The sequence below is a fragment of the Shewanella fodinae genome (assembly GCF_014651955.1).
Lineage (GTDB): Bacteria > Pseudomonadota > Gammaproteobacteria > Enterobacterales > Shewanellaceae > Shewanella > Shewanella fodinae.
Genome location: NZ_BMXW01000006.1, coordinates 22,459 through 46,551, shown reverse-complemented (window position 1 = coordinate 46,551; position 24,093 = coordinate 22,459). Strand labels below are relative to the sequence as shown.

Below are 24,093 nucleotides of genomic sequence, written 5' to 3'. Positions count from 1 at the left end.
ACCCGGGGCTTTATTTTTATACTCCGATGGCTTGACTCATCGGGTTGATTGCAGGGCAATCCTTACAGGCTGTAATACAGCTCAAATTCTACTGGGTGAGTTGTACGGTTAACTTTCTCTGATTCTGCAGTCTTCAGTGCGATGTAGGAATCGATGAAGTCATCAGAGAATACCCCGCCTTTGGTGAGGAAGTCACGGTCAGCATCCAGTGCCGCCAGTGCAATGTCTAGGGACTCAGAGACGGTTGGGATAGCCAGTGCTTCTTCAGCTGGCAGATCATACAGGTCCTTGTCCATGGCATCGCCAGGGTGGATCTTGTTCTGGATACCATCCAGGCCCGCCATCATCAGTGCCGCGAACGCCAAATATGGGTTAGCGGCTGGATCTGGGAAGCGAGTCTCGATACGACGTGCTTTTGGTGATGGTACCACTGGGATACGGATAGAAGCACTACGGTTACGGGCAGAGTAAGCCAGCATTACCGGGGCTTCAAAGTGTGGTACCAGACGCTTGTATGAGTTAGTACTTGGGTTGGTGAAGGCGTTCAGTGCGCGAGCGTGCTTGATGATACCGCCAATATAGTACAGACAGGTTTCAGACAAGCCTGCATATTTGTCACCGGCGAACAGGTTAACACCATCCTTAGACAAAGATTGATGTACATGCATACCACTGCCGTTATCGCCCATGATGGGTTTTGGCATAAAGGTGGCGGTTTTGCCGTAGGCATGGGCCATGTTGTGTACAACATATTTCAGCGTCAGGATTTCGTCCGCTTTGGCGGTCAGCGTGTTAAAGCGAGTTGCAATTTCATTCTGACCAGCTGTTGCCACTTCATGATGGTGCGCTTCAACTTTCAGACCCATCTCTTCCAGTACCAGACAGGTCGCACTGCGCCAGTCTTGTGATGAATCGACTGGAGGTACAGGGAAATAACCACCTTTCACCATTGGGCGGTGACCAGTGTTACCTTCTTCATATTCGTTAGCAGAACTCCAAGCCGCTTCTTTGGCGCCGATTTTGTAGAAGTTGCCGGACATATCTGAACCGAAACGCACATCGTCAAATACGAAGAATTCTGGTTCGGGGCCGATCAATACTGTGTCAGCAATACCGGTAGACTTCAGATATTCTTCCGCTTTCTTGGCGATAGAACGTGGGTCACGGTTGTAACCCTGCATGGTGGCAGGTTCGAGTACGTCACAACGGATAATGGCGGTGGTTTCTTCGGTGAACGGGTCCAACACAAAAGTAGACGCATCTGGCATCAGCACCATGTCAGATTCATTGATACCTTTCCAGCCTGCAATAGAAGAACCGTCAAACATTTTGCCGTCTTCGAAGAAATCAGCATCTACTTGATGAGAAGGTACTGATACGTGCTGTTCTTTACCCTTGGTATCAACAAAACGCAAATCGACAAACTTTACTTCCAACTCTTCAAGCTGTTTTAAAACAGATTTAACTGATGACATTCTCAAGCCTCCGGGTAGGGTATGTTTATGCCCTTTGTCAACTTTTGTGTAAGCTCTGCGCTGGGCGCCGCCTGTAATTAGGGCTTCTATAAGCCAGAGCTGTGCCAGATCTTTAACACGCTGAAATCAAAGGGTATGTTCGAATATGGCGCAAATAAAACAGTTAAGTATGCACATTTATGGTGCAATGTTGCCATTTTTTGGTGCGGGCCACGTTCTGACACATTAATGACGGAGCCTTGGAATTTCGCCGAAGGATGACCACTTACACTGCTACCTGCCTCGGTTAGAGTAGAGCGCTATTAAGGGTAAATCAACCGTTATTGTATTGTTGTAAAGATCTTAAATTTGTGCAGGTTTTTCCCGTAAACCAAGGGCTTTATGTGACTTAAACTTTTGAGAAATTAATAACGCCGGTGCAGCAAAAAAGGCCATTCAGATTAGCGAACAACCTCAGCCAAGTGTTGCCTACACAACAAACATTTCGTCTACATAGAAAATGTCCATCGCTCTGCTAAAGGTGCTAGGAATGCAATCGACTTGCCCCAACTTGGTGATATATCTGCCCAGAAAAAAACGCACGGGCTTTTCTGACGTTCTCGGGACACAGACGCGATAAGCAAATTGTATAAATTAATATCAATGACACATAGCTCAGTGTATAATCGCCGCCTTTCCGCAAGAATTAACGTATCCGGCGGCTAAAATTTCTGCCCGCTGGCATGCAGTCCCCGATGCAAACAAAGGCGTCACAAGTAAAATGTCGAGTGAACTCAATAAATTAAGAAACATCGCGATTATCGCGCATGTTGACCATGGCAAAACTACCCTCGTGGATAAGTTGTTGTCGCAGTCCGGCACACTTGCCTCCCGTGGTGAAGCGGTTGAGCGAGTAATGGACTCTAACGATCTTGAAAAAGAGCGTGGTATTACCATTTTGGCGAAAAACACTGCCATTCGCTGGCAGGACTATCGTATCAATATCGTAGATACTCCCGGGCACGCTGACTTCGGTGGTGAAGTGGAACGCGTATTGTCCATGGTTGACTCGGTATTGCTGCTGGTAGATGCAGTTGATGGCCCGATGCCACAGACTCGTTTTGTTACCAAGAAAGCCTTTGCTCAGGGACTGAAGCCCATTGTCGTCATTAACAAGATTGACCGTCCAGGGGCTCGTCCTGACTGGGTGATTGATCAGGTGTTTGACCTGTTTGTAAATTTAGGTGCGACCGATGAGCAACTGGATTTCCCAATTGTTTATACCTCGGCACTGAATGGGTACGCGTCACTAGATCCTGCCACTCATAGCGATGATATGACGCCGCTGTTCCAGACCATTATCGACAAAGTATCGCCACCAGATGCTGACGATGAAGGTCCGTTCCAGATGCAGATTTCACAGCTGGACTATAGCTCCTACGTTGGGGTGATTGGCGTTGGTCGTATCAAACGCGGCAGTGTCAAAACCAACCAGCAGGTGACTGTGGTTGGCGCCGATGGCAAAACTCGTAATGGTAAAGTTGGCCAGGTATTGGGCTATCTCGGACTGGAGCGTAATGAAGTTACTGAAGCTGATGCCGGTGACATCGTCGCGATAACTGGTTTGGGTGAACTGAAAATTTCTGACACCGTTTGTGCCACTAATAATGTGGAAGCGTTACCACCTCTGAGTGTTGACGAACCCACAATGACCATGACCTTCCAGGTAAACACTTCACCGTTTGCCGGCAAAGAAGGTAAGTTTGTGACTTCTCGTAATATTCTGGAACGTCTGCAAACTGAACTGGTGCACAATGTGGCATTGCGTGTTGAAGAAACAGATAGCCCAGATCGCTTCAAAGTGTCCGGTCGTGGTGAGTTGCATCTGTCTATCCTGATCGAAAATATGCGTCGTGAAGGTTACGAGTTAGCGGTTTCTCGTCCAGAAGTGATCCTCAAAGAGATCGATGGCGTCAAGTGCGAACCCTATGAACAACTGACCGTGGATGTGGAAGAACAGCATCAAGGCACTGTTATTGAAAAACTCGGTATCCGTAAAGCGGATATGAAAGACATGCAACCAGACGGCAAAGGCCGTGTGCGCATTGATTTTATGATCCCGAGTCGTGGCTTGATTGGTTTCCAGACCGACTTTATGACGTCCACTTCTGGTACCGGTCTGCTGTATCACTCTTTTGATCATTACGGTCCTTATAAAGAAGGTGATATCGGCCAGCGTGCTAACGGCGTATTGATCTCCAACGCCACCGGTAAAGCTTTGACATATTCACTGTTCTATCTCCAGGAACGTGGCCGGTTGTTTATTGGTCACGCGGCCGAAATCTATGAAGGCCAGATCGTGGGTATCCACAGCCGTTCCAACGATCTGACAGTGAACTGTCTGAAAGGAAAACAGCTGACCAACATTCGAGCTTCTGGTACTGACGAAGCACAGACGTTGACACCTCCGATTGTGATGACGCTGGAACAAGCACTGGAATTCATCGATGACGATGAGCTGGTGGAAGTCACACCGAAGAGCATTCGTTTGCGTAAGAAGTATCTGACTGAAATGGATCGTAAACGCGCTTATCGTCAGGGTTAATCTCTGCGGATAATCGATAGATATCCAAATAAAAAATCCCCCATTATTGGGGGATTTTTTATGGTCAACATTTAACTTCTCCATCACGGGGGGCTACTCCGGCTGGCAGATTTGACCCGCAATAATGGCGTGTACGGTTTTAACCACTAACCAGATAATGATGACGCTCAACAACATCAGCAAGACTTGAGACAACGGGTAGAAAATACTGCCAGGTAATAACTTCCCCATTTTAGCGGTGGCGATAGTCAGGGCCGCCAGTGGGAAGGAGTAAGCCCAAGAGGAGAGGAAAAAAGGGACTTTGACAAAACGCATGATGTTTGAGGCCAGCAAAATTCCCAGAAACAGCGCCACGTAATAGAGGACTCGGCCGAAGTTATCGAGTCCGCCGCTCAGACTGGTATAGGCGATAAAACCCACTGAGGGTGGAGCTAGCAGAATGAACAGCATGGGGGTCAGACGCAATGGCAGTGGTTCATGAAAAAACAGCCGATAGAGCACAATGGTCAGCAGCACTAACCAGAACAATATGCCAACGCTGAAGAGAAACCAGCTCAGCTCATAATATCCGAGTCCGGTCCCGGTTATTGGTGCAATAATATTACCTACCACCGGAATGAACCAACTGGGGTTGGCATGCGCCAAAGTGTAATGGGTGTGATGGATCCAACTCCCCATGACGTACAGCGTTAGTGAAATATGGCAAGTCACGCCGCTGAGCCACAACCATTGGCAGACTTCAGGAACATCGTGCCAGACCACAGACAGCAGCATCAGGCTGATAGAAAAAGCCGGGAAAAAATTCAATCTAATAGGATGATGAAATTCTTGTTTTACATCAATTGGATAGCGTATTGCTTTCAGTAAGTATATCAAAGTGATTAACAGCATTAATACACTGGCGATACAGCCCAAAACCCAGGATAGATAAGGGAGCAGCGTTGTACCAGCACTTCTCCAGGCAATACTGAAGCCACTAAGTCCCATGATCATCGCGAAGAAAGAGATAGGAAAAAATCTGAGCTTGGAAGCCGTGGCAATGCTCACTACGGGGTCTGATAGTTCATTCATGGTAAGTCCACCAATAAGATTTGCTGTCGTTTGCCAGTGGCTACGACATGTTTTTAGCATAAGCCAATTATATGGTAGTTGCATGAAAAAAATCTAATGTTTTGTTGTCAGTTTTATGATGGATTACTAACACTTTGATCAATAATAACTATTGCCTTTTTGGGGGGGAGATAGCCGATACAATAAAAAAGCACCATTAACGGTGGTTAATGGTGCTTTGGCAGCGCGTCAGCACAGTTTTACACTATGCCAGCGACTGATGGATTACTTGTGGTCTTCCTCTTCTAGCATCATTGGATGGTGCTTTTTCGCCCAAGCTCTGGAAACTTTCCCATAAAGCATGCCAGTAATGGAACCTTCAATCCAGGTGGCCATCCATACATGTACCACCAGTGCAATTAACATTAAGATGCCGCATGCAGAGTGGATCAGCGTTGCCCAATTCACCGTTTCTGGTGAGAACAGTGGTGCAAAGTAAGGCTGCCACATCATGACACCAGTGATCACAAACGCCAGAACAAAGATCACGAAGGCACGGAACAGCATTTTCTGACCTGGGTTATAGTGACCAACCGGCGGAATGTTGTCTTCTTTTTGCAACAGTACCCAAACCACCGCTTTCATCCAGGGTAAGTCATACTTGTTCCATTTGTTGTGGTGGTAATAGCGGATCAGCATTAACGCCAGCAGCAAACACATCGCGATACCAAAAAACGGATGCATCACTTTCGCCAATTGCGGCGTACCAACAATACCACTCAACCATTGGAAAGATGGGAAGAAGAAGGAAAACCCGGTGAGAAATGTCACCAGTCCTACAACTACAATCGTCCAGTGGCACAGGCGGTCAAAAAGCTTGTGACGCACAATCATCTGTTGCGGTTTCATTTGCCTGCCTCCTCATGGTTATCTTCTGGCACATAACCTGGTTGATCTTCTTCCACAATGTTGCGACCAACAGTCACCCGATGCATCAGTGCAAATGCAGCGGTTGCCAGCAATCCTGCAGTTCCCAGCGGTTTCAGCCAATCCTGACGGATCTCAGTGGCTGCGGGGATTTGCGGATCCTTAGGCATGCCGTAGGTTTCAGCTTTATTGATGTCATGTAGGATCATCATGTAATGGGTGCCGCCAACGCCTTCTGGGTTATACAGTCCCGCGTTGTGATAGCCACGCTCTTTCAGCTGTTGTACTCGCTTTTCGGCGTAAAACAGCATGTCTTCACGGGTACCGTAACGCAACGCACCTACCGTACAAGTTTTCACACAAGCAGGTTCCAGGCCTACGGCTAAGCGGTCAGAACATAAAGTACATTTATAGGCTTTATTGTCCTTCTTGCTGATTTTGGGCACGTTGAACGGACAGGCGCTGGCGCAATAGCCGCAACCAATACACTTGTCTGAGTCAAAATCCACTGTACCGTTAGCATGTTGCACAATGGCACCAGCCGTTGAACAGGCTTTCAAACACGCTGGGTCAGCGCAGTGCATACACGCAGTGTGGGTGAACTGCCAACGCAGTTTGTTGTCATCCATCACTTCGTGATACTGCATGATGTTCCAGCTGTCTGGCGACAGGGTCATTGGGTTCTGATAACTGCCTTGGAAAGTACCTACTTCATCACGCAGATCATTCCATTCAGAACACGCTACCTGACAGGCTTTGCAGCCGGTACATTTAGTGGCATCGAACAACTTAGTTACTTGCTTCACGGCACCGATACGGGCTTGTGAAGCGGGGGTAATGTCGGTGGTGCCAGAGCGACGAATAATATCTTGAGTAGCCATAATTAGAAGCCCTCCGCTTTAGCAATATTCACAAGGAATGCCTTGTACTCAGGCGTTTGCGTGTTAGCGTCACCCACTGCGGAGGTCAGCTCATTGACGATATAACTCTTCTGAGTCAGCGCTTCGTAGCTACCATGGCGCGGAATACCGATGGTGTGCACCGGTTTACCTTGTACCATCATGGGTTGCAGACGTTTAGTCACATACGCTTTGGTGATGATGTGTGAACGTTTCGAGGTCACTTTCACCCAATCACCGTTGGCAATGCCTTTCTCTGCCGCCAGGGTTTCATCGATCTCGATGAAGTGTTGTGGCTGAGTAATCGCGGCCAAACGACAATGAGTGGTCCAGTTGTTGAAATGTTCGGTCATTGAATAGGTCGTCCCTACATATGGGAACTCTTCATTCGTACCAAAAGTTTCACGCATGCCTTCGAATATGCGCGCAACCGGGTTATTGGTCACTTTGGGATGCAGCGGGTTGCTAGGCAACGGTGACTCAAACGGCTCATAGTGTTCAGGGAACGGACCATCTTTCAAATCACGCAAGGCGAACAGGTGACCCACACCGTCAGCTTGCATAATGAATGGATGGGCTGAGTCTTCGGCATTCAACTTGGCGTTAAAGTCAGGTACGTCAATGCCTTGCCATTTACCCTCTTTGTACTCCAGCAGCACACGGCTTGGGTCGCGTGGTTTACCATGCACGTCACATGAGGCACGGTTGTACAAAATACGGCGGTTGGCTGGCCATGCGAACGACCAGTTAGGCGTAATGCCTTTACCTGATGGATCACTGTTGTCACGGCGCGCCATCATATTGCCTTTTTCAGTCCACTGACCGCTATAGATCCAGATACCACAAGAAGTTGAACCATCGGCTTTCAATTCAGAGAAACCGTTCAGCAGTTTGCCGGTGGTGATGTCATAACCGTTCATCTCTTTCGCCAGTTCTTCCGAGCTTGGTTCATGGGCGATGGCATAATCCCATTTAATAGCTTCGATAGGTTCTGGCAGACGGCCGCCTTCTTCACGATATAAGCGTTTCAGCTCCAGCATGATGCCAGAGAGAATCGCAGGATCGGACAAGGCTTCACCCGGTGGATTCGCCCCTTTCCAGTGCCACTGTAACCAGCGACCTGAGTTCGCGATTGAACCGCTTTCTTCAGCAAAACAAGTGGTTGGCAAACGGAATACTTCAGTCTGGATATTAGCAGTATCAACGTCGTTGAACTGCCCAGCGTTACGCCAGAAGGTTGAAGTTTCGTTAGCCAGTGCGTCCAGAATCACCAAGAATTTCAGCTTTGATAAACCTTTAGATACTTTCTGTTTATCTGGCTGGGAGTTCAGGGTGTTAATCCCCTGGATGAAGTAACCGTTAACTTCACCATGAACCATCATGTCGATCTGTTTGTTGATATCGTACTGTTGGTCCCATTTTGGTAACCAGTCGTACCCGAAGTCATTTTCAGCGGTTGCATAGTCACCGTAGAAAGATTTCAGCAGTGACACAGTAAATGCTGGGTAGTTATGCCAGTAGTTAGTTGAGTTAGGGCGCAGTTGCTTAGGCGTGTAGTGCTTTAAGTAGGCTTCAAGGTTGATATCTTGATCTTGTGGCAGCTTCAGGTAGCCGGGCAGTCCCTGACATAATAGTGCTAAGTCAGTCGCACCTTGTACGTTGGAGTGACCACGCAGTGCGTTAACTCCACCCCCCATCACGCCCATATTGCCCAGCAACAACTGGATCATGGCCATGGTGCGGATGTTTTGAGCCCCGACACTGTGTTGCGTCCAACCCAGTGCATACAAGAACGTCGCGGCTTTGTTATCTACGTGAGTCGCACCAATCTGTTTACATATGTCTAAGTACGTCTCTTTAGGGGTACCTGTGATGCTGGAAACAGTATCAGGGTCGTAGCGATCAACGTGTTTTTTCAACAAGTTCAATACGCAACGAGGGTGGCTCATAGTTGGGTCAACTTTAGCGTAGCCTTCGTCATCCAACTCATAGAACCAAGAAGATTGGTCGTAAGTGTTAGTGGTTTCATCAAAACCACTAAACAAACCTTCGTTGAAGTCAAAGTCTTCACGCACGATAAATGGGGCGTTGGTATAGGCTTTTACGTATTCAACGTTGATCTGTTTGTTTTCTAACAGATAACGAATCATCCCCAGCAGGAAAGTGATGTCAGTACCTGAACGCAGTGGTGCGTAGGTATCAGCCACAGCCGCACTACGGTTGAAACGTGGGTCAACCACGATCAAGCGAGCGTTGTTGTGTTCCATTGCTTCAGTGACCCAACCAAAACCTACCGGGTGAGCTTCTGCAGCATTACCGCCCATCACAATGGCGAGGTCGGTATTTTTCATGTCGGCCCAGTGGTTGGTCATTGCACCACGGCCAAAAGTCGGCGCCATTGCGGCAGGGGTTGGCGCGTGACATACGCGGGCGATGTTATCTAAGCCCAGCATGCCGATAGCACGGCCAAATTTGTGGGTCATGAAACAACCTTCGTTAGCCTGAGCTGACGAGGTCATCATGCCTAAACTGGTCAAACGGTTAACGGTTTGACCTTTGGCGTTCTTCTCAACGAGGTTCGCATCACGTTCATCTTTTACCAGACGAGCGATCCGTTTAAATGCTTCATCCCAACTGATACGTTGCCATTCATTGCTGCCTGGTTTACGCACTTCAGGATATTGCAGTCGATGGGGGCTATTAACGTAATCCACCAATCCAGCGCCTTTAGGACATAAGGCGCCGCGGTTGATTGGGTTATCAGCATCACCTTCAATATGGAAGATGTGTTGTTCGGCATTTTTGCCATTGCTGCTGTGGCTATACATCAGCAAACCGCAGCCAACTGAACAATAACAGCAGTTATTGCGAGTTTCTTTGGCCCTGATGAGTTTAAATTCTCGGACTGCGGCAAACGCTTTGTCAGACATCAGACCCAAGGCGGAAACGGCTGATGTGGCTGCTCCAGCGGCACACAGTTTGAAAAACTGTCGTCTGTTCATACTTCACTCTCACACGCTTGTTGTTATGAGTTGTGGCACGCTGCCCTAATAGCGGCAGCGTTTAGTAGTAGGCGTAAACCCTACTTAGCGTGTGATTATTTTTTAAATGACTTTAAATAACAAATTATGACATGTGATCTAAATCTTGTTTTATATCAAGCGGGATATTGCTCTGTTTTATACATAAAAATAAATTATTAATAGAGTTTTATTCTAAAAATAATAGTATTAAAAAATTTTATATGAATTATCGGTAAAGACAAAATGACCATTCATAAATGGTAAAATTGTCCATAAATGGATTTGCAACCAATCATATGTGACATGGATCTCTTTTTGTGACAAGGCCAAGGTGACTAACGGTGTGGTGAAACGGTAACTGCGACAAAATTACCCATACTCATAGTGGGGTAAAATGAGGGGTGTATCACAAATTTGTTGTTAATATCAGTGTGTATGACAAAACGGCCAAGATGATTAATTGAAAGGAGCAATAGCTGCGAGCATTTCTGAAGGTTATTGCTGACGGATTTGAATGACCTTCACGCCTGCCACTCATAACGGCTTTGCTTCCGTCAGGCTATCGAGGAGATAAAACTGGGTAACGCTATCTGCTCCGCGGGAGTTGTGTGGCTTTATCCGCTTTGTTGCGTTTTGGCATATGTTCACCTGCAACCTTTTGGATGTTAGGCACGTTGATTTTGCTATAACAGCGGGTTTTCCGCTAACGGTGGCGATGATGCTTACATTGAGGCTTAACTATGCTGGGCGTTGGATGCCACAGGGTTAAGCCACTCACGGCGTTGCTCCATTGTTCTGCTTAACGTTGAGGCGTTTTGTACAGGCCTACCGAAGGGTAAGCCTGTGCCGTTTCAGTAGGATCAATGACCTACATGGTCAATCATTTGCAGCAACTGCATTCTGATCGCATCTGGGGTTTGGCTGTCCCAATAACCTAATAGCCACGCTATAAGCGGCAGAAAGAACATGATGGTGAGTACCCCCAGCATTAGTGAGCGCGCAGACACTGCATGATTGCCCGGTAACGCAAATCCGAGTGCTTCTTTCTTAGGACAGGCCGCAACACAACGCATACAGGCCTGGCACTCGTCGCTACGAACGGTTGTTTTAGTGTGAATAATAATATTGGCTGGGCAGGCCCGGGTACACTTGTCACATTTCATGCCTTTGCTCAGCAAACAAGCGGAATGATTGCGGCGGATTTTCAGAGGACTCATGAAACTCAGTAGTCCAAGGATGGCACCATAAGGACACAGATAGCGACAAAATCCCTGACGCCGCCATGAAGCAATCATCAGAATTAAGGCAAAGCAGCATAAGGTGATCAATCCAGGTGTAAGAAAGAACAGTGCCATCTTGAGGTCGGCAATTTTATGGTAGCTGCCTTGCAAATAGCCGGGAATTCCCATCGCTGGCATCCCAACAACCAAGTAGATGAAAGCGGCTAATAAAAGGTACTTAAGCATACGGAGCGGCCAGTCAAGCCATCTTGGTGGCATCAGCTCTTCTTTGACAAAACGTTTCCGCAGCCGATACAACTGCTCTCCAGCCAGTCCGATAGGGCAGGCCCAGCCACAGAATGCTCGTTTGCATAATATGCCAGTGAGTAACACTATCCCCAACATAATCGCTGCTGCGGGATGGGTTTGATCCCATAGCCCTAGCGACACAATGCCCTTAACTTCAATAGCCCCAGCTATTGGTAGAAACGCGTCTACCACGTTTGGACGACTGACCACAGGCGTCATTCCGGCTTTAAGCATTAGGCTATTTATGGTGTATTGCACCGCAACAATCAACAGCGCCAATGCGATAAAGTGTTGGCAAGCAGCGCGTAATTCATTGATCCGCACATCTCCCTTAGCGAGGGCTGGTTTGCGCCACTGTAGTAATGCCAAGCCAGCAATTGCCAACAGCGTACCAGCCAACAGCACCGGACTGGCACTAATAGCTAACGCTATTAGTAAAGACACTGTTGCAGCAACAGCACCATAACGTTTACCCGCCCACCACAACTGACTGGCACCATAAAGGAGTGCCAACATCAAGGTGACGGATTCAGTAATAGTCATTTGATTTTCCATATCTGAAAGTCTGTGCTTATTGTGAAAGTGTGGTCGTTAGATAGTTGCATCTGATTTGTAGGATTTGTGCGCCAGATCCAACAACGTTAATCTGTTAGCGAAAATTCGTGTGCCGACTCACACAGATGGATAGTCCAGAAAAAGCTAAAATAAGACATTAAAAATCCTGTCATAGCGTGACGTGACAATGATATTCCGCTATTCCCGCTGAAACAGATATGTTAAAATTATGTAATTTATTTATTGGGGTACCGATGCGGAACTATAGAAAAATCATTAGCAAAGCGCTCTGGTTTTTGTTGGTATTATTTTATTTTTATACTACTTATGAAGTAGTAGAGTATCTGCAACGCAGCTACAGCCGAGATATCACGGAAGATCGCGCAGGCGATTTGTCACGGCAATTGGCATTGGTACGCTATCGTCTAGAGGCTTCTGTCTCCTCGGAGATCTTTCAGGCCAACGCGCTGGCATCTTATATCTCGGTGAGTCCGCACTCGACACCACAGCAATGGCTGCCATTGGCTCGGGATATCAGTCGCAAAGCAATCCATATCCGTAATATTGCAGTAGCCCCTAACGATGTTATCAGTTTTGTTTTTCCTCTGGCCGGCAATGAAAAGGTCCTGGGCTTGGATTTTCGAGAGAAACCAGAGCAATGGCGTACCGTGCAGCTAGCCCGCGAACAACAAAACATTTTTGTTGCGGGACCACAGCGCTTATTGCAGGGCGGAGAAGGGATTATTGCGCGTATTCCGATTTTCGCTGATCCACCTTTCAATACCCAGTATTGGGGCGTCTGCAGTATCGTCCTTGATTGGAACAGATTGCTACACGATGCTGGCAGTGACTCATTCCCCGCCGATATTGAGCTGGCAATGCGTGGCATTGATGGACAGGGATTACAAGGCGCAGTGTTCTATGGCGAGCCTCAGGTGTTTAACAAGCCGCTACGCACGGAGACGGTGAATCTGGTGAGTGGTACTTGGCAGTTAGCTATCATGGCAAAGCCGAGCAATTCTTGGGAACTGTGGTTTCGTAGTAACCTCGTGCGCTTGTTGGGTTATACACTTTCAGCGGTATTGTTTATAGCGGTTATTTTGCTGCTCAATGCCTATCGCAATGCTCGCCGCTACTCCTATGAGGATGTGCTGACCAAGATCAGTAATCGGCGCCGGGCGATACAGATGTTAGAAAAATTGCAGAAACATGGTAGCTACTTTTGCATCCTCAACATTGATTTGAATAACTTTAAACAGATTAACGACACATTCGGTCATGTGGCTGGTGATGCTGTGCTGATAGAAATTGCTACCCGGCTTGAACGGGAGTTGCGGGGAAGCGACATGGTAGCGCGGATCGGCGGCGATGAATTTTTGGTGATCCTGCCACGGATCTCTGATACCAATAGCATTCTTGCAATTCAGCAAAAAATAATGAATCAGGTTTGCGCACCGGACTTTGTTTGGCAGGGGATTACTCTGCCAATACAGATGAGTATGGGCTCTGCTTGTTATCCGGTAGATGCCGATAATATTGAGGAGTTACTCCATATTGCTGATCGCGCCATGTATACAGATAAACAACAACACCGACAACGCGAGATGAGATAACGCTTATTAAAAAGTTATCAGCTCAGACCAAGATTTCGTTGCTATCTCTCGCTTAAATCCACTAAATACCCGCCAACTCATCAATAACGGCTCGTTATAACCAGATGCGATAGGCGCAACGGCGAGCACCTTGCAGAATATGCTCGGTACGTTCGACGTTAGCCTCAAGTACGGCACTAAACACTTCTCGTTCTGCACGACAAAACCCTTGGCAAGTGGCTGCCGCAGCGCAAATCGGACAATGATTTTCGAGCAACAGCAAGCTACCATCATCTACTTGTTGCCAATCTGCCATATAGCCTTCGCGGGTGCGGATTTCTGTCAGTCGCTGTAAACGCTCATGCAGGGTTGTTGCACCCATCATTGTTGGTCCAACCATTCTGGCGGCTGGACTACTGTTATTGTTGGCATCCGTTCCGGTGTTTTTTGGTCCATCGAGGCTTAGTCCGAGCGGTATTATTTGGGGCCTATTGGTTTGGGCTAGGCGTTTTCACCGCCTTGCAGGCGGTGAAAAAACGCCGCAATACTCATCTGCCGCCAGTGTCTCAAGGCTCCATGTGAGCGATGAATTTATTGGATTCATCAATGGAACGGTTCATCTCTTTCATCAACGATGAAATATCGGTTTGCAGGTTAGCAAACTCGCCTTTAATCGAGGCAATGGTCTGAGCGTTGAGATTGTGTTTTAGGAAGAGCATGTTGTCCTTCATGGCCGTCAGTACCGGGGCCATTTTACTTTCGGCGCGGCGCATGCTTTTAAGCATCTGCGTGTAGGACTTTTGTGTTTGATTCAACTTACTCTGGCTCTTCTGGCGAAGGCTGGCTTTGCTGATTTCACCGATTTCATCCTGCCATTCATCAAAAAGCGCGTCTGCTACACTTTCCACTTTATTGATGCGATCGCTGACTCTGTCCGCCGCTGATTGCGCTGATTCATATTCGTCTTTGGCTTTGTTATAGGCTTCTTCTAAGTCTCCGCCATCGTGGTGCAGTAGCGCTTGCATCTCGGCTAACGCAGAGCTGAACTGCTTTTGTGCGTCTTGCTGAGATGCTTGAGCATCTTTGACGCGATCTACCATGATATCGCGCTTGTGATACCCCATTTTTTCCATGGCGCCATAGTAGGCAGACTGACAACCTCCCAGCAGTAACATCAGGCTTATCAGACTGCTGCTAATTAATACTTTCATCAGGCGTTCCCCTATATTCAGGCTCGAAATTTGGCCGCATCAATGATGCTCCATAGATGGGCAATCGCCCCGATTATCGGTGGCACGACTAGCCACCACAGGGAATATCCTACGACTGTGATAACGAAAAACAGCAATGCTGCCAGAATACGTCCTTGAATCAGTTGTCCTAATCCTGGGAAAAAGACATTTACTAGCGCTGCAATAACGTTGCCAGCAGATCCTTGTTGTGCCATCAAATATCTCCTCAGTTTCCGATATAAAATGCCAGGCGCTTTTTATGCCGGGATTTTGTAATCTGTTTGTTATTGTACGAAGATATCGACATAAGTCATCCAACAATCATGATCACTGTGAAATCTCAGTTAAGTTTGCAAAGAACCTCGGCTATTGTCCGTAGCATTTGGTGTTATGTTTTGCACGTCAAAAGCCGCGTGTTGAATGACCAAATTAACATCCGCGCCGGTCATCTGGCTTACGTTACCTTGCTGTCGCTGGTACCTATGGTGGCAGTGACCATGTCAATGTTGTCTGCTTTCCCGGTGTTTAAAGGGGTTCGTAAAGAGATAGAAAATTTTATCTATCAGAATTTTCTGCCTGCCGCTGGCGACACGGTACAGGTGTATATTAACCAGTTTGTTGGCAATGCTTCCAAGGGTACCGCCATTGGTATTGGGGCCTTGATGGTGGTGGCGATAATGCTGATCTCGGCGATCGATAAGGCGCTGAACTATATCTGGGGCAATCGCACCAAACGGCCACTGGTGCTGTCATTCTCCATGTACTGGATGATCCTGACATTAGGCCCCATCCTGATTGGTGCCAGCTTGGCAGCGACCTCTTATGTGGTATCGCTGAAGATCTTTAATGAAGCGGATACTTACGGAGTCGGTGCATTTTTTGTGGCTCGTTTACCTTTTCTGTTTTCTGTGGCGACCTTTTTACTGCTATACACAGTCGTCCCAAACCAAAAAGTGCAGTTGTTACACGCATTGCTGGGCGCAATTGTTGCCGCTTTGCTGTTTGAAGCGGGTAAAAAGGGCTTCGCTTTTTACGTGACCCATTTTCCCACCTATGAAGCCATTTATGGTGCGCTGGCAACCATTCCTATTCTGTTCCTGTGGGTTTATCTGTCGTGGATGATAGTGTTGTTAGGGGCAGAGATAACCGCGTCTTTACCTGAGTATCTGCAAACGCTGCAACAGGTTGCGGACAGCGATGATGCTCAAGATGAGCCGCGTTGAACCGCTATCACGGCAATGGCTGGATGTTGGCGATGGTCACCTGCTACATCTGTTGCAATATGGCAATCCGGACGGCATTCCGCTGCTGTTTCTCCATGGTGGCCCGGGCAGTGGTTGTCATACCAGCGATTTGGCGCTGTTTGATCTGCAGCGTTTCCGGATGCTGTTGTTGGACCAACGTGGTGCCGGTCTGTCACAACCCTCGGCTAGGTTGGCCTATAACGATGTATTGCACCTGCTGACCGATATTGAACGCTTGCGACATTGGCTGGGACTTGAACGTTGGTGCTTGGCTGGTGGGTCATTTGGTGCAACTCTGGGGCTTATCTATAGTGGATTGTGTCCGCAAAGAGTATTGGCGCAGTGTTATTGGGGCGTATTTGTGCCTTCAACGGCTGGCCGTAGTTGGCTCTATGGTAGTCAGGGCGCCGCCAAACGTTTCCCTGTTGATTACCGTGGCTGGCGGGATAGCGTCAGTGGCGCAAGTGAAGCTGAATTATTGCAAGCTTATGCGCAGGCGTTACAAACCGAAGAACGTACAGTTACTGCCTGGTGTCGTTGGGAACGAATTTTGGCGCATCCTTGGACATTATTACCTGCAGACTATTCAATTACCGACCGCAGTTGTGCATTGATTGAAAATCATTTTGCCTGTAATCATTACTTCGAAGCCTATACCTTAATGCGTGCCACACTCAACCGTTGGCCGCAATCAACGCAGTTGCTGCAGGGAGAAGAGGATTGGGTATGTCCGACTTTTTTATTGCAGCAACTGCTAGCCGAACAGCAACCTTCTGTTACGTTGCAACTTATTCGTGGTGGGCATCATTCGTTGTTGGACACTAGGATGCAACAGGCGGTAATTGCTGCCATCGCACAAATGGCCGACAATATTGAGCCATTAATGACAACAGGAGTGACTGAGTGATAGCGTTGATCCAACGGGTGACACAGGCGAGTGTGACCGTCAACGAACAAGTGACAGGCCGCATTGGTAAAGGGCTGTTGGTACTGCTGGGGGTTGAGCACCAGGACGACGAAGCCACTGTGGCCAAATTGGCACATAAGGTGATGCATTACCGGGTATTTAGTGATGAACAGGGCAAGATGAATCTCAATGTTGCGCAGGTTGGCGGCAGTTTACTGGTTGTGTCGCAATTTACCTTGGCGGCAGATACCAGTCGCGGTTTACGCCCTAGTTTCTCTAGCGCCGCAGTACCAGATAAGGCCGATGAGCTGTATCAGGCATTTGTTACTGTCGCGATGCTGGAATGCAGGTAGAGACTGGTAGTTTTGCGGCTGACATGCAGGTGGCCCTGATCAATGATGGACCGGTGACTTTTAGTCTGCAGGCGTAGCTTATCACGGCTGCTATTTTTCTATTTAATCGAAAAAAAACTCATATTTTATCCGCTTTTTATCTAATTTATCTGTCTATAAACTGGCTCTATCAACTTAGGGAGTGTTTCCCAAGCCATTATCCAAAAACAGCGGAGTGAATTATGAGTAAGGTTTTAGTATTGAAATCCAGCATTCTCGGTGGCTATTCACAGTCAGGACTGTTGCTGGATTATCTGGCAGCATCCTGGAAAGAAAAGGGCGCGACTCTCAATGTGCGTGACCTGGCGGAAGAAGCCCTGCCAGTGCTTGATGGGGAGTTGGCTAGCGGTTTACGCGGCGGTGATAATCTGACTCCTCGTCAGCAGGACATTCTGGCTCTGTCTGATAAGCTGGTTAAAGAGATCAAAGATAGCGATACGCTGGTGATTGCGGCTCCTATGTACAATTTCACCATCCCGGTGCAACTGAAAGCCTGGATTGATCTGGTTGCGCGCGCTGGCGTGACTTTCCGTTACACCGCGTCTGGTGCAGAAGGTTTGTTAACCGGAAAACGCGCGGTTATCGTGACTACTCGCGGTGGTATTCATAAAGGTTCTGCCGTGGATTTTGTGGTGCCGTATCTGCAGACCTTCTTAGGCTTTATCGGGATCACTAACGTGGATGTGGTTTATGCTGAAGCACTGAACATGGGTGATGAAGCGCATGACCAAGGCATTGCAAATGCCAAAGCGGCCATTGATAAGCTTTCTGTGTAACGGTCAGCGGTCATTTTCCGTGATAGCGTTACCGTAAAGTTATGCGGCCCCGGCTAAGTCCCGGGGCTTTTTTTAGGCCGCTGGTTGACTGTACAACAGGTCTTGTAACGAACCGCCATTAACAGCACAACCAAAACCATTAGCACGTAAAATATCACAGCCCATCTGTGCCCGAATGCCAGCGGCACAATAAAGCACAAATGGTTGTTGCTTGTTTTGCTGCTGCTTAATCCAAGAGTCCAGCTGATTCAGCGGTACGTTAACGGCTTGCGACAAGTGGCCTTGTGCAAATTCAGTGGGGGAACGCACATCCAATATCTGGGCACCTTGACGGATCAGTTCCCAGCAGGTATTGGCAGCTACAATGCCGGAGTAGCGGGAAAGTGCGGATTGCAACATAGAAATTCCTTAATCATTAGATTTAATTTAATAAGAATAATCTAATGTTTTATGAATCACAAGTTGTATGAAAAACAATCTATAACGACAAGGCTATCCATGCCAGTGGCGGAAAATCAGCGATGTCATTGGCTAAAATACAGTGACTATTTATAGGCCCCCTTGTTCCAACGAACTGGTGTTTTGGCGCTTTTCTAATATTCCTAGGGGAATAGTGCTTTAATCATGGTTGAACAGCTGTAATATTTCCTGTCGCAGCAATTTGCCCTCGGGGTTTGTTGGGATTTTATCAACATAGAGCCAGTGGCGTGGTAGGGTAACGCGTTCAAACTGAGTCAGTAAGTGAGCTTTCAATCCATTGTTGATACTGAGTTTCTCTTCCGCCGCCAGTTGCTGTTTACCGTAGTCTGATAACTCCACTATCGCTCCTAATTGTTGACTTGGCGCTTCCAGCAATACCAGATGACTCCGTTGTACCCAAGGATGGCTATTCAATAGCCCTTCCATCTGGGTCAGCGACAACCGCTTTTCTTCGATTTTCACTGTGCGGTCGAGTCTTCCCTCTAGCCGGAACAAATCTTTATCCACCAGCATGATTTTATCTTCACAGCGTAAGACTTGGCCATTCTCTAGATAGGGTGATTGTAACAGCAGTGCATTATCTGTTGGATCAACATCCAGTACCATGGGGGCAAACGCTCGCCATAGCGTCTTTACGCTATGCTGACGGCGATAGCCAATACCACCAGTTTCAGTCGTGCCATACACTTCAATCGGCAGGCTGCCATAGCATTGACGAATGCTTTGAGCCGTTTCCAGCGATAATGGGCTACCGGAGCTGAAAATAAGACTAGGTGTATGGATTTGCCGTTCAACCCCCAGGGCATCTGCTAAGAGCGATAGTTGTGCCGGGCTACTGACCAGACACAAATTAGGAAATAGCGCAGTGTAATAGCTCAAGGTTTCCGAGTATTCCACCAAGTCCGATAGAAATGGGCGGCTGGCTGCTAATGGCCACAGAATTTTAAAGAGTAGACCATAAATATGCTGGTGGCTGACAGTAGCGATCACGCTGCAATGTGGTAAGTGCTTGGCAAACGTTTGTTCCAGCACTGTCACTTCGGCATCGAGTTGCCTTAGTGTTTTGCGGACCGCTTTGGGGGAACCGCTAGAACCAGAGGTGAACAGTATCAGTTCACCAAAATCGCTGTCCGTGGGGAGTTGCGGCCATGGCGCTAGCGGCTGACTAAACTCTTTTTCCAGCGCAAGGAATGACATACCTTCACACAAAGGCTGAGGGGCCAATACCGCATCAAATTCATGGGCGAGCTCACTGAGCGTGCCGGATTGAGTATTCGCTGGCAGGATCAATTGCTTTCCCGCAAGCAGCGCTGCACACAGCCCAACGGCAAATTGGTCACTGCTATCACAGGCAAGCAGCCAGCGCTGTTCGCTGCTTGCAACCAGCTGTTTATGCAGATGATGGACTTGGGTGGCAAACCGCTCCCCCGTTACAATATCGTGATGGTTGAAGCTGATCAGTTGATGTCCGGATGGACCCTGGCTCAACCAGGATTTCAGTAGCTCTGTCATAACGGTCTCTTACGATCTACTCAGCCAAAAGTGTTGGTATCACAATCATTCACTGCTGTATTGCCTTAACAGGCTTTCTCGTTGGCGATTTATTCCTGTTATATTATCCAAAATGAGAACAAGGCGCTGGATTAAACTCTTTCACTTATTGATTTAATTCCCCGGCGGTTACCAGATTGTAGGGAACTCCTCAGGGCTTTGGAGAATTGCTCTCTTGACATCAAACCACTAATTTTTAGCTCTTATCTATGCTATCGAAGCACAGCAGAAGCCTCTATGCCAGCTTCACTAATATTTTCAAAATCATCAAGAGTCAACTACCTAATATTGTCATGTAATTTCATTTACATAACTATTTGCCTACAGAAATGTTTAATTTGTGTGCGAGTTCGCTAAATAGCGGTTCCTAATTGCGCGTCACCTGAGGAATAGAGGTTATTCCGATAAGTCGATCTTCCGCGTCAGGGATGGCGCGGTGGAGCCCCATGGATGGAGTTATGCGTGTCGATGTTGGGAATGGCCTCTGTGATCTGGTATTGAGAACACTTATTTAGGTTTTGCCTGAAAGGCCGCTATCACTATCATGTTAGTGAAACGGTTAAACCGTTCTTGCATGGCGGGTATTTGTTAACAGACGCTTCTGTAGCTAATAAAATGCCCATCTGCTGCTAACGAAAATGCCCATGTGGTCACATGGGCATTTGTCAGTTATTGAGGTAACAGTGGTTGCAGCCGCCGTAAGACTTTCTTGAGCTTCCGGGTATTATCCGGCCCCATGCGGATCAACAACTTCTGCGCATCGGGCAGTGCCTCCAATTTGGGGTCGACAAACTTGTAATTAACACTGATGGAGCATAGTTCAATAGGCTCTTCAATAATTGGGGTTGCCAACAGCACTTTTATCGCTTGCTGTAACCGCTGATTAAACGTGATATTGGGGTAGCCTAATTCGGTAAAAGCTTTATCCAGCAGCGGTAACATCTGCTTGTAGGTTGCCAGCAATTGTTCATCATTAAGCCCGCTGACAAAATCAGCGTAGACATCGTATCGGTGATAACTGTCTGGATCTAAATAGGTTTTATTGGTGATATCCGACACGGTAAATTTTTGCGTTGGCGCTTTCATCGGACTAGTTTTACGTGCCAGTTCACCCTGAGCCAAATTGTCAACAAAGACCACAAACTGTCTGACCATGTCATTTTCATTCAATAATGGATTAATATCCATGCCGTCAGACATTTTTACTACTTTGTCATGCACAAATTTATCGCTTTCGGCGAGTGCTGGCAAAGGCTCTTGGGGCGGCGTTGTCGGTGTTGCTACCGCGGGCTGAGTTTGTGGCGTCACAACTGGTTGTGGCTCTGGCTCCGGTACCGGAGCCTCAGTTGGCAACGGTTGTTCTGGTGCGGTATCTGGCAGACTGACCGCTGCTTGTTCCTCACTTTGTTGCGGCGTTTCGTCTCTGGTCAGGTAATACCAACCGCCTCCGGCCAGTACCACTACCAATAGCGCCAGACCCCAGACAATACTGTTGCTACTGGCCACTTGTTTGCCGTGAGTAATTCGGTCTTCTTCATTGACTTGCATAGGATATCCTTTCTTCACCAACAGTGAGGAGCGCCCCCTCATTCTGCAAATTTTGGAGTGGTTGTCCACCCGACTGCCGCAGACGGACAGGTGGAAATTATGTAACAGAATCCTTTGCCGGATATTGTGCGGCAAATTGCGTGAATATCACCTGAACAGCAGCGTTTTTTTGATCAGGCTTGTACATATTGTTGTCTGTCACCCAGCCAGCGCTGGATAATGCCATCAACATTTTCCGGCGCTTGCTGCATTAAATGTTGTGCCAGCTTCTGAATGTGTGGGATCAATGCCTGATCTCGCACCAAATCGGCAACTTTCATTGTTGCCAAACCTGTCTGGCGGGTGCCCAGAACTTCACCTGGACCACGTATTTCCAAATCTTGCTGGGCGATCACAAAGCCATCATTACTTTGTCTGAGCACGCCCAGCCGTTTGGTCGCAGTCAGCGACAGTGGCGGTTGATACAGGAGCACACAATGGCTGGCGATTGCCCCTCGTCCTACTCGCCCCCTTAGCTGATGAAGTTGTGCTAGACCGAGTCGTTCGGGATTCTCTATGATCATCAGGCTGGCATTCGGCACATCCACGCCCACTTCTATGACGGTGGTGGCGACTAACAGGTTCAATGTTCCCTGTTTAAAACTGTCCATGACTTGCTGTTTTTCCGCGCTTTTCATCCGCCCGTGGACTAGCCCAATCCGCAGTTGTGGCAACGCTGTTTTTAACTCTTCCCAAGTATCTTCCGCTGCTTGGCACTGTAACACCTCTGACTCCTCAATCAAGGTACAGACCCAATAAGCTTGTCGACCATCTTCTTGGGCGGCCTTACGTACTCGCTCAATCACTTCCTGTCGGCGGTTATTGCTAATGGCAACGGTGGTTACTGGGGTTCTCCCGGGCGGCAGTTCATCAATAATGGAAGTATCCAGATCGGCATATGCGGTCATTGCCAGCGTACGAGGAATTGGCGTGGCTGTCATGATCAGTTGATGGGGGTAGTAGCCTTGTGTTGCCCCTTTTTCACGTAGTCCTAAGCGTTGATGCACACCAAATCGATGTTGTTCATCAATGATGATCAAGGCCAGTTTATGAAACTGCACCTGTTCTTGAAAAATCGCATGGGTACCGATGACCATCTGTGCACTGCCATCGGCGATATCCTGCAATGACTGTTCGCGTATTTTGCCTTTGAGTTTACCGGCGAGCCAACCAACTTTTAGCCCTAAAGGTGTAAACCAGCGGTTGAAATTCAGCGCATGTTGTTCTGCCAACAACTCAGTGGGGGCCATCATCGCCACTTGATAGCCATTTTCAATGGCTTGCAGTGCTGCCATTGCCGCAACTAAGGTTTTTCCTGAGCCGACGTCCCCTTGTACCAGTCGCATCATTGGCTGGTTTTTTGCCATATCATGGCCGATATCAGTCACAACTCGCTGTTGCGCACCGGTTGGCCGGAATGGCAGTGCCTGAAGAAATGGTTGCAATAATTGGCCTGTAGCACATAACGATACCGCTTTGTCATGATTACTGCGTTGCCGTAATTTCAGCATACTGAGGTTGTGGGCCAGCAGTTCTTCTTGCACCAACCGCTGTTGCGCGGGATGCTGTCCTTGCATCAGACTCACTAGATCCACATCGGCAGGTGGCCGATGCAGTATGCGGACCGCGGTCGCTAGGCTTAGCTGATTGGGTCGCAAAGTCTCTGGTATTAACTCTTGTAGACCACCTTCTTGCAGTAATTCCAGTGCTTGGGCACTGAGTTTTATCCAACTGGCCTGTTTCAATCCTTCGGTGGTGGGGTAAATGGGAGTAAGGTTGTCACTGAGTTCTACCGCGTCGCCTTGACGGAAGATTTTGTATTCTGGATGAATGATCTCTGCTTGGTGGTTGCCATGACGTATTTCGCCATAGGCCCGGATCATTAACCCCTGCTGCATGGCGTTACGCTGTGCAGCCGAAAAATTGAAAAAACGTAAGGTCATAGTGCCGCTAGCATCTCGCACATTGCACAACAGCATGCGTTTGCGACCATTGACTATCTGGCTCGACTGGATTTCTGCCTCTATGGTGCCATAGTCACCAGGGTGTAACTCAGCAATTGCGTAAATACGGGTGCGGTCTTCGTAGCGCAGCGGTAGGTGGAACAGCAGATCCTGTACTGTGTGAATTCCCAGCTTGTCCAGCTTGCCTGCCATTCTGGCGGCGACGCCTTTCAGCTCGGTGATGGGAATAAGATCCAGTCTCTGCAAAACGTTAGTACCGGATTACTGTGAATTTATACATATATTATCAAAGATTACCCCTTTGACAATGCTGTAATTTCTCGCAA

The 24,093-nt window shown here is 47.9% G+C and carries 18 protein-coding genes and 1 pseudogene; 6 read left to right on the top strand and 13 right to left on the bottom strand.

Annotated elements, in window-relative coordinates; genetic code table 11:
* Nucleotides 1–62: 62 nt before the first annotated feature.
* Nucleotides 63–1,475 (bottom strand): glutamate--ammonia ligase, encoded by a 1,413-nt coding sequence (gene glnA, locus IE064_RS07200; protein WP_133040001.1) that lies wholly within the window; start codon nt 1,473–1,475, stop codon nt 63–65.
* Between the two features lie 760 nt (nt 1,476–2,235).
* Between glnA and typA the strand changes: the two genes are divergently transcribed.
* Nucleotides 2,236–4,059 carry a translational GTPase TypA gene (typA, locus tag IE064_RS07195; RefSeq protein ID WP_133040000.1) on the top strand — a complete coding sequence of 608 codons (1,824 nt, stop codon included), beginning with the start codon at nt 2,236–2,238 and terminating at the stop codon, nt 4,057–4,059.
* Nucleotides 4,060–4,152: 93 nt separating this feature from the next.
* Here typA and IE064_RS07190 read toward each other — a convergent pair whose 3' ends face one another.
* The 5 genes from IE064_RS07190 to IE064_RS07170 all read right to left on the bottom strand — a co-directional run bounded on the left by IE064_RS07190 (nt 4,153) and on the right by IE064_RS07170 (nt 12,030).
* On the bottom strand, nt 4,153–5,130 hold the full coding sequence (locus IE064_RS07190; protein WP_189617250.1) for an SLAC1 anion channel family protein: 978 nt from the start codon (nt 5,128–5,130) through the stop codon (nt 4,153–4,155).
* Nucleotides 5,131–5,394: 264 nt separating this feature from the next.
* Entirely contained in the window at nt 5,395–6,018 is a 624-nt protein-coding gene (locus IE064_RS07185; protein ID WP_133039998.1) for a formate dehydrogenase subunit gamma, read from the bottom strand.
* The gene (gene fdxH / locus IE064_RS07180) at nt 6,015–6,917 is read right to left on the bottom strand and encodes a formate dehydrogenase subunit beta (RefSeq protein ID WP_189617249.1); all 903 of its coding nucleotides are present in this window, start codon (nt 6,915–6,917) and stop codon (nt 6,015–6,017) included. Before fdxH ends, IE064_RS07185 begins: the two co-directional genes overlap by 4 nt.
* Nucleotides 6,918–6,919: 2 nt before the next feature.
* Nucleotides 6,920–9,937 carry a formate dehydrogenase-N subunit alpha gene (fdnG, locus tag IE064_RS07175; RefSeq protein ID WP_189617248.1) on the bottom strand — a complete coding sequence of 1,006 codons (3,018 nt, stop codon included), beginning with the start codon at nt 9,935–9,937 and terminating at the stop codon, nt 6,920–6,922.
* Between the two features lie 881 nt (nt 9,938–10,818).
* Complete coding sequence (locus tag IE064_RS07170) at nt 10,819–12,030, bottom strand: 4Fe-4S binding protein (RefSeq protein ID WP_189617247.1); 1,212 nt, start codon at nt 12,028–12,030, stop codon at nt 10,819–10,821.
* 266 nt (nt 12,031–12,296) lie between these two features.
* Here IE064_RS07170 and IE064_RS07165 point away from each other — a divergent pair, with 266 nt between their 5' ends.
* Entirely contained in the window at nt 12,297–13,655 is a 1,359-nt protein-coding gene (locus IE064_RS07165; RefSeq protein WP_189617246.1) for a diguanylate cyclase, read from the top strand.
* Nucleotides 13,656–13,749: 94 nt separating this feature from the next.
* Here the strand turns inward: IE064_RS07165 and IE064_RS07160 are convergent, their stop codons facing one another.
* The 3 genes from IE064_RS07160 to IE064_RS07150 all read right to left on the bottom strand — a co-directional run bounded on the left by IE064_RS07160 (nt 13,750) and on the right by IE064_RS07150 (nt 15,081).
* Nucleotides 13,750–14,019 (bottom strand): helix-turn-helix transcriptional regulator, encoded by a 270-nt coding sequence (locus tag IE064_RS07160; RefSeq protein ID WP_229799898.1) that lies wholly within the window; start codon nt 14,017–14,019, stop codon nt 13,750–13,752.
* Between the two features lie 181 nt (nt 14,020–14,200).
* Nucleotides 14,201–14,845, bottom strand: coding sequence for a DUF2959 domain-containing protein (locus IE064_RS07155; RefSeq protein WP_189617245.1), 645 nt, complete (start codon nt 14,843–14,845; stop codon nt 14,201–14,203).
* A gap of 17 nt (nt 14,846–14,862) precedes the next feature.
* Nucleotides 14,863–15,081, bottom strand: coding sequence for a hypothetical protein (locus IE064_RS07150; RefSeq protein WP_133039990.1), 219 nt, complete (start codon nt 15,079–15,081; stop codon nt 14,863–14,865).
* A 117-nt stretch (nt 15,082–15,198) separates the two neighbouring features.
* Between IE064_RS07150 and IE064_RS07145 the strand changes: the two genes are divergently transcribed.
* From IE064_RS07145 to IE064_RS07130, 4 genes and pseudogenes are all read left to right on the top strand, one after another.
* Nucleotides 15,199–16,089 (top strand): virulence factor BrkB family protein, encoded by an 891-nt coding sequence (locus IE064_RS07145; protein ID WP_373295252.1) that lies wholly within the window; start codon nt 15,199–15,201, stop codon nt 16,087–16,089.
* Complete coding sequence (locus IE064_RS07140; protein WP_189617243.1) at nt 16,076–17,017, top strand: alpha/beta fold hydrolase; 942 nt, start codon at nt 16,076–16,078, stop codon at nt 17,015–17,017. The genes IE064_RS07145 and IE064_RS07140 overlap by 14 nt, the downstream gene beginning before the upstream one ends.
* Nucleotides 17,014–17,447 (top strand): annotated as a pseudogene (gene dtd, locus IE064_RS07135) (D-aminoacyl-tRNA deacylase). The gene IE064_RS07140 and the pseudogene dtd overlap by 4 nt, the downstream one beginning before the upstream one ends.
* A 144-nt stretch (nt 17,448–17,591) precedes the next feature.
* Nucleotides 17,592–18,185 carry an FMN-dependent NADH-azoreductase gene (locus IE064_RS07130; protein ID WP_189617242.1) on the top strand — a complete coding sequence of 198 codons (594 nt, stop codon included), beginning with the start codon at nt 17,592–17,594 and terminating at the stop codon, nt 18,183–18,185.
* A 72-nt stretch (nt 18,186–18,257) separates the two neighbouring features.
* Here IE064_RS07130 and IE064_RS07125 read toward each other — a convergent pair whose 3' ends face one another.
* The 4 genes from IE064_RS07125 to recG all read right to left on the bottom strand — a co-directional run bounded on the left by IE064_RS07125 (nt 18,258) and on the right by recG (nt 24,013).
* Nucleotides 18,258–18,584 (bottom strand): rhodanese-like domain-containing protein, encoded by a 327-nt coding sequence (locus tag IE064_RS07125; protein WP_189617241.1) that lies wholly within the window; start codon nt 18,582–18,584, stop codon nt 18,258–18,260.
* Nucleotides 18,585–18,803: 219 nt separating this feature from the next.
* A complete protein-coding gene (locus tag IE064_RS07120) occupies nt 18,804–20,177 on the bottom strand; it encodes an AMP-binding protein (protein ID WP_189617240.1) in 1,374 nt (457 codons plus the stop codon).
* Nucleotides 20,178–20,885: 708 nt separating this feature from the next.
* Nucleotides 20,886–21,764 (bottom strand): DUF3014 domain-containing protein, encoded by an 879-nt coding sequence (locus tag IE064_RS07115; protein WP_189617239.1) that lies wholly within the window; start codon nt 21,762–21,764, stop codon nt 20,886–20,888.
* 173 nt (nt 21,765–21,937) lie between these two features.
* Entirely contained in the window at nt 21,938–24,013 is a 2,076-nt protein-coding gene (gene recG, locus IE064_RS07110; RefSeq protein ID WP_189617238.1) for an ATP-dependent DNA helicase RecG, read from the bottom strand.
* Nucleotides 24,014–24,093 lie beyond the last annotated feature (80 nt).